Annotated in this window: 13 protein-coding genes and 1 pseudogene; 6 read left to right on the top strand and 8 right to left on the bottom strand. The window is 42.4% G+C overall.

Going from position 1 to position 14,862, the window contains the following annotated elements; translation table 11 throughout:
* Positions 1–12 precede the first annotated feature (12 nt).
* From NH462_RS17410 to NH462_RS17385, 6 genes are all read right to left on the bottom strand, one after another.
* Positions 13–1,092 carry an alkaline phosphatase D family protein gene (locus NH462_RS17410; protein WP_253106860.1) on the bottom strand — a complete coding sequence of 360 codons (1,080 nt, stop codon included), beginning with the start codon at positions 1,090–1,092 and terminating at the stop codon, positions 13–15.
* Complete coding sequence (locus NH462_RS17405; protein ID WP_253106856.1) at positions 1,089–2,216, bottom strand: alkaline phosphatase family protein; 1,128 nt, start codon at positions 2,214–2,216, stop codon at positions 1,089–1,091. Before NH462_RS17405 ends, NH462_RS17410 begins: the two co-directional genes overlap by 4 nt.
* A 76-nt stretch (positions 2,217–2,292) precedes the next feature.
* Positions 2,293–4,629: a TonB-dependent receptor gene (locus tag NH462_RS17400; protein ID WP_253106853.1), complete on the bottom strand. Its 2,337-nt coding sequence runs from the start codon at positions 4,627–4,629 to the stop codon at positions 2,293–2,295.
* 245 nt (positions 4,630–4,874) lie between these two features.
* Positions 4,875–5,228 (bottom strand): gamma-glutamylcyclotransferase family protein, encoded by a 354-nt coding sequence (locus NH462_RS17395; RefSeq protein WP_253106851.1) that lies wholly within the window; start codon positions 5,226–5,228, stop codon positions 4,875–4,877.
* 59 nt (positions 5,229–5,287) lie between these two features.
* Positions 5,288–7,438 carry a DUF6351 family protein gene (locus tag NH462_RS17390; protein ID WP_253106849.1) on the bottom strand — a complete coding sequence of 717 codons (2,151 nt, stop codon included), beginning with the start codon at positions 7,436–7,438 and terminating at the stop codon, positions 5,288–5,290.
* A 115-nt stretch (positions 7,439–7,553) separates the two neighbouring features.
* Positions 7,554–8,303, bottom strand: coding sequence for a transporter substrate-binding domain-containing protein (locus NH462_RS17385; protein ID WP_253106847.1), 750 nt, complete (start codon positions 8,301–8,303; stop codon positions 7,554–7,556).
* A gap of 541 nt (positions 8,304–8,844) precedes the next feature.
* Here NH462_RS17385 and NH462_RS17380 point away from each other — a divergent pair.
* From NH462_RS17380 to NH462_RS17370, 3 genes are all read left to right on the top strand, one after another.
* A complete protein-coding gene (locus tag NH462_RS17380; protein WP_253106845.1) occupies positions 8,845–9,165 on the top strand; it encodes a hypothetical protein in 321 nt (106 codons plus the stop codon).
* Entirely contained in the window at positions 9,162–10,775 is a 1,614-nt protein-coding gene (locus NH462_RS17375; protein ID WP_253106843.1) for a PepSY domain-containing protein, read from the top strand. Before NH462_RS17380 ends, NH462_RS17375 begins: the two co-directional genes overlap by 4 nt.
* A 104-nt stretch (positions 10,776–10,879) precedes the next feature.
* Positions 10,880–11,500 (top strand): LysE family translocator, encoded by a 621-nt coding sequence (locus tag NH462_RS17370; protein WP_253106842.1) that lies wholly within the window; start codon positions 10,880–10,882, stop codon positions 11,498–11,500.
* A 53-nt stretch (positions 11,501–11,553) separates the two neighbouring features.
* Here NH462_RS17370 and NH462_RS17365 read toward each other — a convergent pair whose 3' ends face one another.
* Complete coding sequence (locus NH462_RS17365) at positions 11,554–12,162, bottom strand: hypothetical protein (RefSeq protein ID WP_253106841.1); 609 nt, start codon at positions 12,160–12,162, stop codon at positions 11,554–11,556.
* Between the two features lie 331 nt (positions 12,163–12,493).
* Here NH462_RS17365 and NH462_RS17360 point away from each other — a divergent pair, with 331 nt between their 5' ends.
* The 3 genes from NH462_RS17360 (at position 12,494) to NH462_RS17350 (ending at position 14,071) form a co-directional block, all read left to right on the top strand.
* Positions 12,494–13,192, top strand: coding sequence for a hypothetical protein (locus NH462_RS17360; RefSeq protein WP_253106840.1), 699 nt, complete (start codon positions 12,494–12,496; stop codon positions 13,190–13,192).
* A gap of 313 nt (positions 13,193–13,505) precedes the next feature.
* Positions 13,506–13,787: a type II toxin-antitoxin system Phd/YefM family antitoxin gene (locus NH462_RS17355; protein ID WP_253106837.1), complete on the top strand. Its 282-nt coding sequence runs from the start codon at positions 13,506–13,508 to the stop codon at positions 13,785–13,787.
* Positions 13,784–14,071, top strand: coding sequence for a type II toxin-antitoxin system RelE/ParE family toxin (locus NH462_RS17350; RefSeq protein WP_010377835.1), 288 nt, complete (start codon positions 13,784–13,786; stop codon positions 14,069–14,071). Before NH462_RS17355 ends, NH462_RS17350 begins: the two co-directional genes overlap by 4 nt.
* A 490-nt stretch (positions 14,072–14,561) precedes the next feature.
* On the opposite strand, the pseudogene NH462_RS17345 reads toward NH462_RS17350, so the two are convergent.
* Positions 14,562–14,862: pseudogene (locus NH462_RS17345) on the bottom strand (transposase); the annotation flags it as partial.

Below are 14,862 nucleotides of genomic sequence, written 5' to 3'. Positions count from 1 at the left end.
AACTGGCGGTGTTTATTGAATATCAGATAGCGTAAGCATATTTGACATCACTTCTTTACCTTCCACATCTTTTAAGCCAATTGTGATTGTGGGATCTGGTTGAGACCAATCAATATCGATGAACCCATAGTTCACATCATGAGTAAACCCAGACACTCGGTGTTGATTTGGGCTGACTTGTTTCCACTCTTCTGTAAGCCCCGAGCTGGTGACTTCCCAAAAAGGGTAGTCCTGATGTACTACCTTCGAAATTTCACCCCAGTGTGTATCACCGCTAATAATGATAACGCCACCAAGTTTTTCGCGCGTGATGAAGTTCAGAAGGCGTGATCTATCAGTAGGGTAGTTGGCCCAAGCTTCCCACCCAGTAAATTCGGGTAATAATTGTAGACTAGAGGCGAAAATTCGAATAGCGGCAGGTTTTTTTAACTCAGACTCAAGCCATTGCCACTGCTGATCACCCAGCATACTCGTATTTGGAACCGGGCTATACGGTCCCCTATTTTTTGGCTTACGTTTGTTGTCGTAATCTGATTTTGATACTGACGTTAACGCCGGTCGGTTCCATCTCAAGTCGGGCATAATGACGCGAATTAGCTGATTTCCTTGGCCATATTCATACGAGGTATAAATTCCGGAGTCTCTAGTGCGTCGCAAAGAGTTTGCAGGCTCATGCCAAAAGTCTAACATGATCTTTCGTGAGGCTTCTTTTTGAGAATATTCCAAACCTGCGTCATTTTCACCGTAGTCATGGTCGTCCCAAATGGCGATAATTTGAGATTGTTGCCGTAGTTCTTGTATAGCCGCGTTTGCGTTAAGCTTTTCATATTTCTTCTTAAGCACATCCATATCCGTGGTGTCACCATAGATGTTGTCTCCGAGAAAGATAAATAGCTCTGGGTTCTCTTTATTAATTGCCGCTAATATAGGCATAGGTTTATCTTGATGAGAACATGAACCAAAGCGAATTGTTGACAAAGTGGCTTGCTCATTGGCATACACGTTCATTGCAACAAACATCATTAAAGGAAATAGCATGAGACAAGTGAAATGCTTGCGCTTAGCGAGTTTAGCTCGTTTTAGTTTGATCATTGCGCGATGCCTTCAAGCGGTGGTGCTATCTTGGGATTAAAGGTAGAAGGGTTTTGCCCAAGTAATTGAAGCGCAGTCGCGGTAACTTGCGACAAGGTTTGCTCTTGCTTTGGGATCACTAATCCTTTGGCTTTTATCTTGGGTCCGATTGCTGCAAACCAAACTTGCTCAGAACCTACGATCCCCTCAGGCTGCTTCTCAAGTATGCTCGGGTAGTTCTTTTCAATCGCTGCTTTTGATGAGTGGTGTCTCCAGTCCTCACGATCCATGCCTCGGCCGTGATCGGTAGTAATGAGTAGGTAGGTGTTGTTTTTGTATTGCGGAATTGCTTGTAAGGTTTGCCATAAGTCGGCCAATATTTTATCAGCACGGTGAATACCTTTGATGTACTCGTCGTAGTTTCCACCATGCGCATAATCATCTGGCTCGCCAAGTGCTAGCATCATCACTCTTGGTTTTTGGGTTTGCAGATAGGCTTTTGCATATTGATACGTAAAGGCATCTAAGCGCACTGAGGACCAGGGGCTCGGAACTTGCTCTTGTAATTCATTTAAAAATTGCAGCTTGGGATTAGTTGTGTGTTTTGCAATTTCAAATCCAGCGTTTATGTGCAATTTGCTCCTTTCACGATTAAAAATCGCGGGGAACACGTCCCAGCTACCAAACACGGCAAGGTTTGGCTCGAAACTAGGCTGAGATTGAAGCCATTCTAAAAACGATATATTTGGGTTCGGATTTTTGTCATTTGAGTCAATATTGGGATCGGCAATACCAGTAATTACCTCGTTGTAACCCGGGTATGAAAAATACCATGGATTGGAAACTCGCATTGTTGAGTTTTGTTTTCTATCGCCGAGAATAACGCCGTTTTCGACTACGTATTGCCATAAGAATGGCATCAGCTTTTCACGGCTTTGTTGAGCGTTGTGCCCTTGAAAAAGTGTTTTTAGCGCTTTTGGATCGCTTGTTGATTCTTTATCGGAAACTAACTGATTATCCAATCCGTAGAACACCTCTTGCCATCTAACACCATCTATTGTAACCAGAATAAGGTTCGGATCACTTTGCTTTGCTTGAGTAAATACACTAAAAGTGAGTATGAATAACCACATTGCACGCTTCATTTTATCTCCCAATCCACATTAGGGCGTATCGGTGTAAAAAGGGCGCCGAAGTGCCCTTATTTACTTGCTTTTATTATTAAAAAGTGAGCTTAAAGTTCACAGCAGCGGTGCGTGGAGCACCTATCCATGCAGATTGACCAGCAATACCACCCAAATAACTTTCATCAGTTAGGTTATTGATAGTTAATCTTAGTTCCATATTTTCAACACCAGATAGCGGTGAATCAATCGCAACACCGGCATAAAAATCTGAAGTCATATAGCTATCGACTCTTTGAGTATTCTTTGCATCCATGTAACGTTCGCCCACCCATTTCGTTGAAAGACCCGCGAAATATGGCCCCTCAGCCCAATCAATAGAAATAACGGCTAAATCTTCTGCAGAGCCAAATACTGTGTTACCCGCCGGGAAGTCATTCAAACCACCCGTGTAGGTGGAATCGTTATATGTATATGATGCATAAATACCCCAGCTGTTGGTTACATACCAAGTTGCAGAAGCTTCAAAACCGTTCGACTCGATACCGCCAACATTCACATATGAACCATTAGTGCCAATCAGATAATCAATACCATCTGGTGAATCTGGAGCTATAAAACTAATTCGGTTATCAAACGTTACATCATAATAGGTCAGGCTGGCATTAAATTCGGTAGATGAATACCTAAAACCTAAATCAATGTTTTCAGCAGTTTCAGGCTTGATTTGTTCAAGTGCAGAGGCTTCGCGCTCTAAGACGTTGTCTTTTATAGCTGCAAAGTTTTCGGCATAGCCTGCAAATAACTCTAGGCCTTCGATTGGCATGGGGGCGACGATCCCTGCGCTTAGTAATGCGTCAGAGTCTGAGTCTAGCGCCACTTTTTGACCGCTAAACTTGTCGAGACCTTCTAACTCGACCAAGAATTTATTGGCGCCAACACGCAGCCGAGCTAGGCCAAAGTCTAATTCATCCTCAATGTAGAGCATGGTTGTATCGACATTAAACTCACGGCTATATTGGATCCAATATGGCGTATGATCAAAATTAGCTGAGACTCGAGCATCAATACGCTTGTGCCAATCTCGCCATTCTTCACGTTGGTAGTCTTCATACCAAAACCCTGCGCGAATGGTGTTATCCATATCGGCAATTTTGCCGTAGAAAGTAAAATCAGCATTGATCCCGAGACGGTCTTTACCGTAGTGCGTATGTCGATAAGAGCCTACCGGAATTGCGCCTGTACCATAACATGCCGGATCATACTCTTCGTCAGCACCACCGTATGGGAAAGTCAGGCTTGAGGTACATTTTGCATTTGGTTTTAGTGCTTTACCTTCGCTATCAACGAAGTAAATGCGTCCGATAGGACTACCGCCAGTATAAGGTACAGTACCTGTTACTTCTGAATGAGGTTGATTTAATCCGTCGTTGTTGATATCAACTAAATAGGGAGGAACCCAATCACCACGACCTTCATTGGTGTGATAATAGACATTACTCGTTAGTGCCCAATTAGTTTGTTCATAGGTTGCTTCTATGTAGCCGAAAATGTTTTCGCGGTGTGTACGCCAGCCATTGCGGTATACTTGGTCTATATGTGGAATACCGGTGATAGTATCCGTTAGTCTATCCCATGCTGGATCTGCTTCAAATTGTTCTTGACTTACACGTTGGTAGTTTGCTTCAACCACATCGTCATAAGATGCATAAGCTTTTACCGTTAGCGGGCCTTTTTGGTGTTTTATTTTAGCGGCTAAATGGTCGCGTTCATTATTCGCGACTTGTTGGATCCAGTCTGAGTTACTTGAGCTAGAAACGCTGATCCAAGCATAGGTATTCTCAATTATTTCACCAGTTTCATAACGAGCGAAGTACTTTTTCGCTTCAAAGTCACCACTAGTGATAGAGAGCGTTAAGCCTTGTTTTTCAGTGGGGTCAATGGTTGTGAAGTTAAGTGTACCACCCAATGCCTCATTGGAGCGTGAGGCAATATCAGCGGTACCTTGAGATACTTGCACTGCACCCAAGTTTTCAGTATCAATGTAGCGGTTTGCTTTCGCACCACCACCATAGTTTGAATTACCATTGGCAATGCCATCAACCGTAATACCGATTTGCTGCTCGTCTAAACTCAGTTGAAAGCCACGAATAGAAACAGTGGTTGACCAGTCGTCAGAACCAAAAGTATCCCCTTCGTTGATGAGTACACCAGGTAAATTATCAATAACAGCCAAAGCTGATGTCATAGCAGACTGTTGCTTGCTCATTTCGTCGCTTGTTGCGTTATTTGCAAAGGAAACACTTTGTCCAACAACCGTAACTTCTTCAATGACTTTATCGTCTTTAGTCTTGTCATCGTTAGCGTAGGCGTTAATTGCTAGGGTGGATAGTAGTGCGGTAGTGATCAGGTTTAGCTTGCGTTGCGTTTTCATAATTGTTCCAACTTCTAGGTTAATTGTGATCGCTGAAAGAGTCGGCGCAAGTATGGGGAGCTTTTATGACAATTCAGGCCATTTTTATTGAACGTTCAATTAATAAAAGTTTAAAGAATTAAGACACTGGGCATATTTGTATTTTATTCGTGGGAGGTAAGATCTATATTTGAGAGTGACTCTGAATAGCAAACAAAGGAAAAGCGGAGTTATTCACAACGAATAACTCGAGGATTAGTTAGGAACTAAATTAATTGGGCATTGGGAGCTGCCGAGTAAATCCAGCAGGTTTTTCCCGAGTTTAGTGTTGCTGAAATACGTTGATAGTCATCCACTTCGTACTCGTCTGCTTGAGCTAATTCAGCTTCAGTGATTAAAAATACAGTGCCCTCGACTTCATCCTCTACATTACCTGTCGCGATTAGAATGGGATGAATATCCTTTTGACTACTGATGATAACAGCAGGATCCGTTATTTTAACTTGGCCTACTTTAAATCCACAAAGTACCGCTTTCTCGCCTTCTAATCGTCTGCCGAATGTATCAAGTTGCACTTGCACCTGTTGCAATGTGCCGTACGAAAATAATGCTTGTATCACTTAATTCTAACCCGTTGTTCTCCTGTTAGTTCTAAGTCTAAGCCGCGACATTTTCTCGGTCAATCAAGATCTTGCGGTCTACCCATATCGGACTGACTATAATCGCATACGCCCTTAGGATAAATTTGTTTAAGTGTGGTGAGTTGTGTTGAGATATCTACATCCCCGTATATCCCTTGGGCGCGCGCCTCTTCAATCGATATTTTATGACACTTAAATATATCACCAGCCCAGTTTGCACCGGCTTGAATTCTGCTGGTAGAAAACATCGGATATCTCGCAGTACAGGTCCCTTGCGGCTGGTTATTCCAGATACCATTAAACACAGCTTTGCCGCTGGCGATGACTTTACCTTGTTCGTCGAAACACGTATCAGCAAGTGTCTTCGGTTTTGCGTCTGCAACGGATAAATTTGGCTGTGCTTTGAGGTTGAGTAACCATTCATCCATTTTTTCAAATGCGAGTTGAGTTGGATTAAACGCTTGATGTGCGACCCAAATTACTTGATTCTCTGGGTTTGAATCTGCGGCGGACATTCTCAATCGAGTATAAAATGAAGCAGACATATGATGCATATCTAGCTCATTCTCAAGATAATGTCTGGCGTCAATGATGGGAATATCAACTTTGCCAATAAATACCTGTCCAGAGCGATATGCTTTTTCCATCGCAGCAAGGCTACCGCTGTGCCTCGGTGCTACACCATTATCATCTGGCGTGGTGATATTATGATTGCCCCAAAGAGTGAGCCAAATAGGTACTTTGTGGCCAAATGGTAATACAATTTCTTCTTGTTGCATTTGGTTTTGGGGCTTCCATCCGCCTATTTTTTTGTTGAGATCAATAAATTCAGCCATTGTGATTTGCTGAGCCTTTAATGCTTCTAGTCCATATTGAACGCCTTCGTTATCCCAAGTGCTTAATCCTAAGCCTGATTGATCCGTGCCAAATACGTTGGCCATGTCCTGCCAGTAACTCCAGTTTGTTCTCTCTACTACCTCATCCTCAAAAAAGGCCCTTAAAAACCCTTGCCTTGGATTATTAATAAAAGTAGATAATCCAAAGTAGCCATTAATACATTCACTATTACCATCAGGAAAGGAGGGCACAAATCCTGACATTAATTGGTTGAGTGGTTGCAAAAAACCAGCCCTTTGCGGAAAGTCGTTAATTGCATTCATGCCTTCAATATGACGGCGGCGGGTCCAATCACGCCATGCTTTTCTGTCATTAGCTCTAAAAGTAAAGTAGTTATTTAGTAAATCACAATCTAACGCGTAAGTGGTTTGGGTGATCATATCAGGGTAACTATAAAGTGGGATAAGGCCGTCTAAGATCCCTTGGCTATTTTGTGCAATCAAATATTGTGCGAGTCCACCGCCAGAGCCGCCAATTCCGACCGTATAGAGCGGCTCTCCGTACAAACTTGTGAATTGCTTTTTTACCCGTCTTGCGGTGTCTTCGGCCAGTAACATGTTGTAGGTGTAGCTGGTTTTATTGCCACTAGAGCTTATAACTGCGTAGCCAAGCTTTAACTGCTCAAGCTGTCTATCTATCACACGCTCTGGTTTTTGCCTGCCTTGTCTAAAGCCAATCCCAGAACCACCATTAAATTGGTAGATAAGTCGGTTATTCCATTGAGACTTTGCCTGTCTATCACCCATTTCGTCAACTGTGATTGGCATTACTATGGTATAAATGAAGCGATTTATGGTGCCTTGCTCAACGCGTAACAGTAAGCTTGTGTCTATCGCTTTGTTTCCCTTGTCTAACTGCTTGATTTGGTTGTCAGAAGTTATCGCAAAGTAGCGTAAGCGCGTTTTTGCCATGCAATCTTTACTAAAACCAAGTACTTGGTTTGATTGCTCATCCATCACTGGCACTCCGAGTCCCGCGTGGTTATCTATCTCTGGCTGACCAAGGCCAGAGTCCAGAGTCATACAGTAAAAAGGATATTGGTTAGGGCCAGAGTATAGGTTGGTATTAGGACCAATATCTCCTATCGCAATCGGAAATACGAAGGTATCGACGGGCCTTGTAACTTTTGAAATATGCGGATAAAACTCAAGAATAGGATTGCTTTCGCTGTTTGCTATTTTTTCTACACTGTGTATTTCTTCTTGCTCACTCGTTAGCCAAAACCAATAACCACAAGCGCCAAGAATAATCAAAGATAATAATGCAGTGAGCCAAGAAAATAAGGACTTCATATGAGCTCCTTCGAGTGCGAGGCAAATGGATAAACGGATATTATAAGTGTAGAACTAGATCATCGCAGTGTGGTTATTTGTTTGTTATTTGAACATGAAATTATTGCGTTAGGAATTAAAAATCATCGCCTAAGTATTTAATCTCAATAGTTTTAATTGTTTTATCCGAAACCTTTTCTAAGAGCGATTCGATACGTTTTGCCATCGCTTGGTTAGCGATGTTGTATCCCATAAATTGCTGCTCAGCATGAAAAGGACGCGGTAGAAAAGTAACTTCGAGTTGATGGCGGCGGATCATCTCTAAAGCCCACACTTTATCGACTAAAATTGCATCAACTCTGTTGTTATTGAGTACGCTAAAAAACTTTTTGCCGTCGTCATGGTTTTGCTCATAAAACGAACGGCTGACAATGACTGCGTTGATTTTTTTCAGCCCTTGTACAGCCGCTTCCGGGTAGCTGTAATCCTCTGAGATCATGACTCTAGGGGCGGCAAGTTGATAAAAGTCATCAGGGTTGCTGAAGCGACCTTGTTTTACTGCAAGAGAGAGCAGCCAAGTGGTGAATGACACATCAATGATTGGAAAGCCATCGGCCTCATCTACATGTAAAGTAAAATCAAATGTACCATCGGCAACGCCTGCTAAACAGCGACGATAAGGAAGTTCATGAAATGTCACTCGATAGGGAGTGCCAATAAGTGCTGATTTAATTATATCAACCTCTATGCCTCGAACTTGTTTTTGCTCATTAACAAAGCTATAAGGCCACCACCGTTCAAAGCAAATGTGTACCGCACGACTATCCGTTTTTGCCAGCGCGTTGGTACTGAGTAGGGCGAGTAGCAATAAGAGAACAATTTGCATCAGTGCGTTTATCCTAAATTACCTTCTCTAAGCGTAATGATAGATTGGAAAAAGCGCAACAAAAGAACATATTATGGGCGTTTCATGTTTATACAAAAATCAATTCAATGTGGCTGCTATTAACATGCCTTTGCACACAGAAGTATCAGGATATTCACTATAACTCTTTATATAATAAAAATGATTATCATATCAATTGTATTTTGTGTTGCTGAAAATAAAACATTAGTTATAATCTTAACCTCACCTTAATCCTCAATCTAATTGTAAAACGGAGTTTTACCTTGTTAAGTGTGTTTTTTGTCGCTCTTCTGAGCCTTGCAATTACGTTAATTTACTGCACAAACAAGCATCAGCGCTTGTTAAAGCGACCTCTGCCAAACAATGCCAGATCTGCTGGCTACATTCTTCTGGCAATTACATTCATTTTTGCAATACAAATTTTTGCAGGTGCAGCGGTCGTATTTAGTTGGCTTATCGGTGTCATGGTGCTTACCGCGCTTATTCCCTTCACCATCTTAATACTTTTTAGGAAATCACAATGAGCCGGTTGTCACAAGTCGAAAAGGTTCAACCCGATTGGTTAGGTAAAACGCTGGCAGGTATTATTTTAGGCCTAGCGTTGAGTTTTGGTCTAGTTGGCCTTTTCGCTTGGCTTGGTAGCGACGGCCTAACTCAAACTATAAGTGTCGAGAAGCACAGTTGGCGCACCCAGTTCAATATGTGGATGGTTTCACCTATTTGGCTGTTAATTTTAAGCTTTGTATTTATGTTTAAAAATTATAAGCAAGCAGTACTTTGGTTGGGTGGGGCGAATATCGTTGTGTATGTATTATTGTATTTTGTAAGAGGGATGGCATGAAGATCCGCGCTGATATTTTAAGGATTTACCAGAGCGTTCATACTTGGACGGGGATCACCACAGGATTGCTGCTGTTTATCGGATTCTTTGCCGGTGCTATTACGATGTTTGCAAGCAGTATCGATAAATGGGCTACGCCTCCTTCCCATCATTTGTCTCAAGTAGAAACCACCGAGTACGATGAGTTGCTCCGACGTGCTTTCGTACAATATCCAGAGTCACAAAACGGGATTAAAGTCAGTTTTGAGGAAGGACAATCTCCCATTACGTGGTACCAACAAGGTAATGCGAGAGGGTTAAGCTTAGATAAGCAGCTATGGCATGGGACCTTGAATGAGTCCGGTGAGCTTGAAGCCCATACCAGCTATATCAATGAGCTGTCGTCATTGGTTGATTACCTTCACCGCAGCGCAGGTATTGTAGGTGAAATCGGTCACGACCATGCTGGAGTTTATGTACTTGGAATAGCTGCAATCTTGTATTTTGTAGCACTGGTATCTGGGGTGATCTTCTTATTGCCAACCCTAGTGAAGAGCTTCTTTGCGTTAAGAGACAAAAAAGGGGCTAGCCGTTTTTGGTTAGATACGCATAACTTAATTGGGATCACCAGCCTACCGTTTCATATTATTATCGCGATTACGGTGATTGTATTCGCATTTCATGATTTCTTATACGATGGTCTAGGCAAACTTTACGGTGATAAACCACTATTTGGGCGTGAAGCGCCGTCAGCGGTTGAGTTTAAAGTTGAGAACTTACCCAGCATTGAAGAAATCATGGAAAAGGCACGTGCTTATGCACCTGAACATCAAATTAAAGAAATTACCCTCAGTCGCTTAAATAGCAAAGGACCTTCAGCTTCTATACAACTCGTAAGTGATGAGCACTTAATGCGCGGACCTAACACAGACTTTTTGTTTATGAATCCTTATACGTTTGAGATTTCTACAAGCAGTGTTATGAACGGCGATCAAGGTATCTGGGGGGCGGTGGTTACCACGTTATTCGGTCTTCACTTTGGGAGTTACGGTGGTGAATTTGGACGCTGGGCTTATTTTATTATGGGGATTTTAGGCGCAGTGCTGTTTTATACAGGTAACTTATTGTGGCTTGAGAAGCGCCGTAAGCAAAAACAACCAGAGCAATCAAAGTCAAGCCGAGTGATGGGTAAATTAACTATTGGCGTGGCAATGGGCTCATTATTGGGTGTAGCCGCGGCGTTTGCCGTAACAAAATGGACTGCGTTGACCACAATGAACATTAATGTTGTGTATATGTGGGTCTATTATCTGTGTTTTGGGTTTACCTTGATTGCGGCATTCGTTATCGGTATGAGTAAAACGGCAATTTGGTCACAAAGGGCGATTGCCATTTTGTGCTTCTCGTTGCCACTGACTTCAGTCATTGCTTTGGCAATCCCAAGTCTTGGCATTTGGCCTGCGACAGCTTGGTCCTCTATTGGTTTGGAGTTAACAGCTATGATCTTAGGTGTTATTTTTTGGCGAATGGCAGATAAGACAAAGCATAGAGCTTACTATGGCGAAGCCAATAGCATTTGGTTTATTGGTCAACATCAAAGCGAATGTGAATTACAAACGCAGTCAGCGTAGTAAAAATGTAAAAAGGGGCGAGTAGCTCCTTTTTACTTACAAAGTGTCATCTATTTTTTCAAATCTGTTATCCTACTCGCTTTGCAATCCTCTACGGAAAAATTATGGAGCTTACAGCCTGGTTAAGCCTTGCTGCTATTTGTGCTTTTGGTGCGATGTCACCAGGCCCAAGTTTAGCGGTTGTCTTGCGTTATAGCCTATTTCATAGTGCCAAACACGGTATTGTCGCAAGCCTTGCGCATGGTTTGGGAGTTGGAATTTATGCTAGCCTAGCAATCTTAGGGTTGTCAGGGCTTATTCATCAATTTCCGATTGTATACCAATTTTTGGTTTACGGTGGTGCCGCCTACTTGGCATGGATGGGGATAAAAATTCTAATGAGTAAGAGCCAAGGGTTAGCGGTATCACAGTCTCAAGTTGCAACGTCGTATGCCAAAGCAGCGCAGGATGGTTTTGCAATTGCATTTTTGAATCCGAAATTAGCTATTTTCTTCGTCGCACTCTTTTCGCAGTTTATCGGCCCAGAAAAGATGACACTAACGGTAGGTTTTATCATGTGTATCACCGTGCTAACGATAGATGCGTTGTGGTATTTTATTGTCTCAATTTTGAGTGCTTCAGCAAGAGACAAATTCGATTTAACGGCTAAACGTACTGTGATTGATAAAATACTGGGCTGTGCCTTTTTATTGCTCGCCATGCGAGTGATTTACCAATCCTTGTAGCCATTGTAAGCACTTCTTGGTCGGCGCTCTATCGTTGCGCCCATCAAGCTGAACTAATCTAACCCTTTGCGCTGTATGTAGTTATGAAGAATAAATGCTTTGAGTTTTTCGTTATCGGCTTTATTCATTGCAAAGGATACGGCGAGCTCAAGTGGGCTTGCCACTTTTATCGAGTGGACATTTGCAAACAGTGGAATGGGGTCGGCAAGATATAATTTAGCAATCCGACTGATCACATTAATTTGGATTGCATTTGCTTGGTAGGGAAAAGTATTAATCAGTCCACCAGATTGGGATATGGAGACCATGTTAAACGGCATCATTTGAGGAGACAATCTAAATCTGACCGGCGTTGATGGGCAGGTACGCCAGCTACGTGGCGCACTAGAGTTAGCGGCTTCCACGATATTAGGTGCTTCTAAGTTGTTGTCTAAAATCTCCATCAATGCCGATAGGTCGCTAAGTGGAAACTCGACCTGCTCGTTGGCATTTTTGGCAACGAGACTAAACTGAGAACTATTTGAAATACTCGCAAGTAACTTTTTAATCTCACTGTGAGTTTGCTGTTTTTGATCCCTAGCTTCCGGCAATAGCGAGCCTGCAACGCGATTACCGGCTAGGGTTCGGTTAATGAATTGTAATTCTTCCTTCGTCAATTTCATGATTAAGCACATCCATTGGGTGGTTGATATTTATACAGCAAGGTTTATACCAAATTCCGCTTTCGTTGCTATTGCGGCGTTTCTTTTTTAAGTACGGGCTTTGCAATTTGTTCAGCAGTAGACTTGTTGCCATTTAGCCTTCAAATAGGGCAACCTAACGTACCTAAGCGGCAATGAATTGCCCATGAAGCTGTACGAGTTATTTAAGAAAATGAAATATTTCCGTGTTCAGTGGATATTGATATGAATTCATCGGCTGATTGTTGAAAATATTTATTTGGAATAATGCTTGCAAAGGTCTAGCACCGAGATTGTTTTTTAGACTTGCCCAATGCCAACGTTTTTAACTGGACATCAAGTATCGCTCATAGAGCCTACTTCACTGAACTTTTCACCTGTAGAGCGAGAGAAATTAGTGATCCCGAGCGCTCATAATCAGCTTACAGCAAATGATAATCACCTTGCTGCTGGCGGCGGTCGTGCTCACACCTTTAAACAAAACTTTATGAATGCCATGAGTAGTGGCTCGTCTGGCGAAACGTCGCAATATGACAAAAGTGAAGCGTTACTGCGGTTTCAATTTGCGGATCATGAAGTACTATTCGACCTTACAAGTATCGCGTCTCAAAATGAAGCCGCTTACGAAAAGCTCCGAGCGTTGCTGGCTGATATGATGACAAGACCCGTAAAGGTTGATATCAGCAGTAAAGACCAAGCGCAGCAATTACTGTTTAAAAATTTAGAGCTAGATTTTTTAGCGTACAAGGAGCTCTCCGAGCGGTTGGAAATGTTAGCAAAGCTTGACCATGAAACTGAAAGTCAAAAAGCATTGGCACAGCAAGATAGAGATCGCATTCGTGCGGTAATTGCCTGTTTACATGCACGCCTAGAGAAGGGCCAAGAGGCGTTACTTGGCGGAACAACATTAAAAGCGTTGGATGTTAATCGCAAAGATTTTGAGCTTGAATTAGATAGCCTGTTTACCAGTGTTGGCTTTGATTCGGATATGCCAGTAACTGGCGCGACTTGATTGCCGTGATCATTATTGTTTGCTGGGATCTGCACTTTTTACCAGGTATAAAATGTAGTAGCCCATACCCGAATCTCACCGTTTAAAAAGAACGGGGTTAGACTTTACCTGAAATGCGTTTTGAGCGAACAAAAGACGGTCATCAACGTTACTTTTGTTCCACAAAGCGCACGTTCTATTAAGCTAACCCACTAAAAGCGAAGGCTAACACCGTGTGGGAGTCATTATGTCTATAACACAGAATCAACTCCTTGCTCAAAACGGTTAGTTGAACTATTATTTGTACGTTATTTTGTACCAATTGGAGTTCAATATGAGTCGTATTCATTTCGATCAAGATATTCAGCCGTTATCTGAATTTCGCTCAGGTGTGGCTTCTTACATCAAACAAATCAATGAGACTCGCCGTCCATTGGTCCTTACACAACGTGGTAAAGGTGTAGCTGTTGTTCTCGATGTTGCAGAGTATGAAGCAATGCAAGAGAAAATCGAATTACTTGAAGAAATGCGCACAGCTGAAGCTCAATTTGCTTCAGGGCTTGGTGTTTCCAATGAAGATGCTCGTGCTCAAGCACTGGGGCGCATTAAGAAATGAAAGTAGTTTGGTCTCCATTAGCGCTTCAGAAGCTAGGAGATGCAGCGGAATTTATTTCTTTGGATAATCCACCTGCGGCAGAAAAGTGGGTAAACGAAGTTTTTGACAAAACTGAACTACTTGGAAGTATGCCTGAAATGGGGCGTTTTGTTCCTGAAATGCCCAATACTAACTATCGTGAAATCATTTTTGGTCACTATCGTATTATCTATAGCTTAAGCCATGAGATTCGCGTACTAACAGTTCGTAATTGTCGTCAAATGTTGTCAGAAGATGACGTGTAAAACTGTTTTATAATCGAGTAGCCGAGGGTATCTAGCCCCCACAACACCCTGCATACGGGTCCGCACAGGGCGTTTCATCTAACAGATTACCCGGTTGCGTAATGCACTTTTATCCATCCGTCTCTGAGTGAATATAGTCCCTCGTTTTTCAGATAATTTAAGCTTAAAGCCTGTTGAATACCGGGGGGGGGAAACTGCGCCAAGGCCCTTTACTTGTGAGGAAAATAAGGGGAAATAAGGGAAAAGAAGGGAAAATAAGTGACATCCATCTCAGAAAAATAAGTGACATCCATCACTATTGATATTCAAGCTGGGGAAGTGAAGTAAAAAAAGTATGTAAACACTCCAATCATTTTGGTCAAAAACGTTCATTAGATAGGCTAATTCTTATCGCCTAGGCGTACCTCTACAATAAAACTGGGTTATCGCGCACGACAACGCGCTGTAAATACAACAGTAAGAAATTCTAGCGTTGAGAATGTGAGTTTTGCTAAGCCAACAAGCGCTCGCAGTTTGTTAGGTTTGTCCGTCGTCGTTTTTGAAGTGTTTCGCAGTAAGCGGTTATTGTCCACTCTCGACCAACTGCACCGTGAAATACCCGTGAAAATTGTGTAGTGAGTTTTATCCAGTTTTCAGGTTCGATATTTAATCGAGAGAGTATAGGTTGTGACTCAAAGATATGACCTCGCTTGTCGGCGCGAATACATTGGCCTGTGAGTTCAACCAACTCAATATAGGATTTGAGCTCAAAAGGCAGTCCTTTCGGCATATGTTTTCTTGGGCTGCCAGCA

The organism is Pseudoalteromonas sp. OANN1 (assembly GCF_024124685.1).
Lineage (GTDB): Bacteria > Pseudomonadota > Gammaproteobacteria > Enterobacterales > Alteromonadaceae > Pseudoalteromonas > Pseudoalteromonas piscicida.
The sequence above is the reverse complement of the archived record's forward strand: the minus strand, read 5'-3'. Positions and strand labels throughout refer to the sequence as shown.

Excerpts from the sequence above, each read along its gene's own strand:
- NH462_RS17355 (WP_253106837.1), top strand. The coding sequence starts at position 13,506 with ATGAGTCGTATTCATTTCGATCAAGATATTCAGCCGTTATCTGAATTT.
- NH462_RS17350 (WP_010377835.1), top strand. The coding sequence starts at position 13,784 with ATGAAAGTAGTTTGGTCTCCATTAGCGCTTCAGAAGCTAGGAGATGCA.
- NH462_RS17410 (WP_253106860.1), bottom strand. The coding sequence starts at position 1,092 with ATGATCAAACTAAAACGAGCTAAACTCGCTAAGCGCAAGCATTTCACT.
- NH462_RS17385 (WP_253106847.1), bottom strand. The coding sequence starts at position 8,303 with ATGCAAATTGTTCTCTTATTGCTACTCGCCCTACTCAGTACCAACGCG.
- NH462_RS17390 (WP_253106849.1), bottom strand. The coding sequence starts at position 7,438 with ATGAAGTCCTTATTTTCTTGGCTCACTGCATTATTATCTTTGATTATT.
- NH462_RS17400 (WP_253106853.1), bottom strand. The coding sequence starts at position 4,629 with ATGAAAACGCAACGCAAGCTAAACCTGATCACTACCGCACTACTATCC.
- NH462_RS17365 (WP_253106841.1), bottom strand. The coding sequence starts at position 12,162 with ATGAAATTGACGAAGGAAGAATTACAATTCATTAACCGAACCCTAGCC.
- NH462_RS17380 (WP_253106845.1), top strand. The coding sequence starts at position 8,845 with ATGAGCCGGTTGTCACAAGTCGAAAAGGTTCAACCCGATTGGTTAGGT.
- NH462_RS17375 (WP_253106843.1), top strand. The coding sequence starts at position 9,162 with ATGAAGATCCGCGCTGATATTTTAAGGATTTACCAGAGCGTTCATACT.
- NH462_RS17360 (WP_253106840.1), top strand. The coding sequence starts at position 12,494 with ATGCCAACGTTTTTAACTGGACATCAAGTATCGCTCATAGAGCCTACT.
- NH462_RS17370 (WP_253106842.1), top strand. The coding sequence starts at position 10,880 with ATGGAGCTTACAGCCTGGTTAAGCCTTGCTGCTATTTGTGCTTTTGGT.
- NH462_RS17405 (WP_253106856.1), bottom strand. The coding sequence starts at position 2,216 with ATGAAGCGTGCAATGTGGTTATTCATACTCACTTTTAGTGTATTTACT.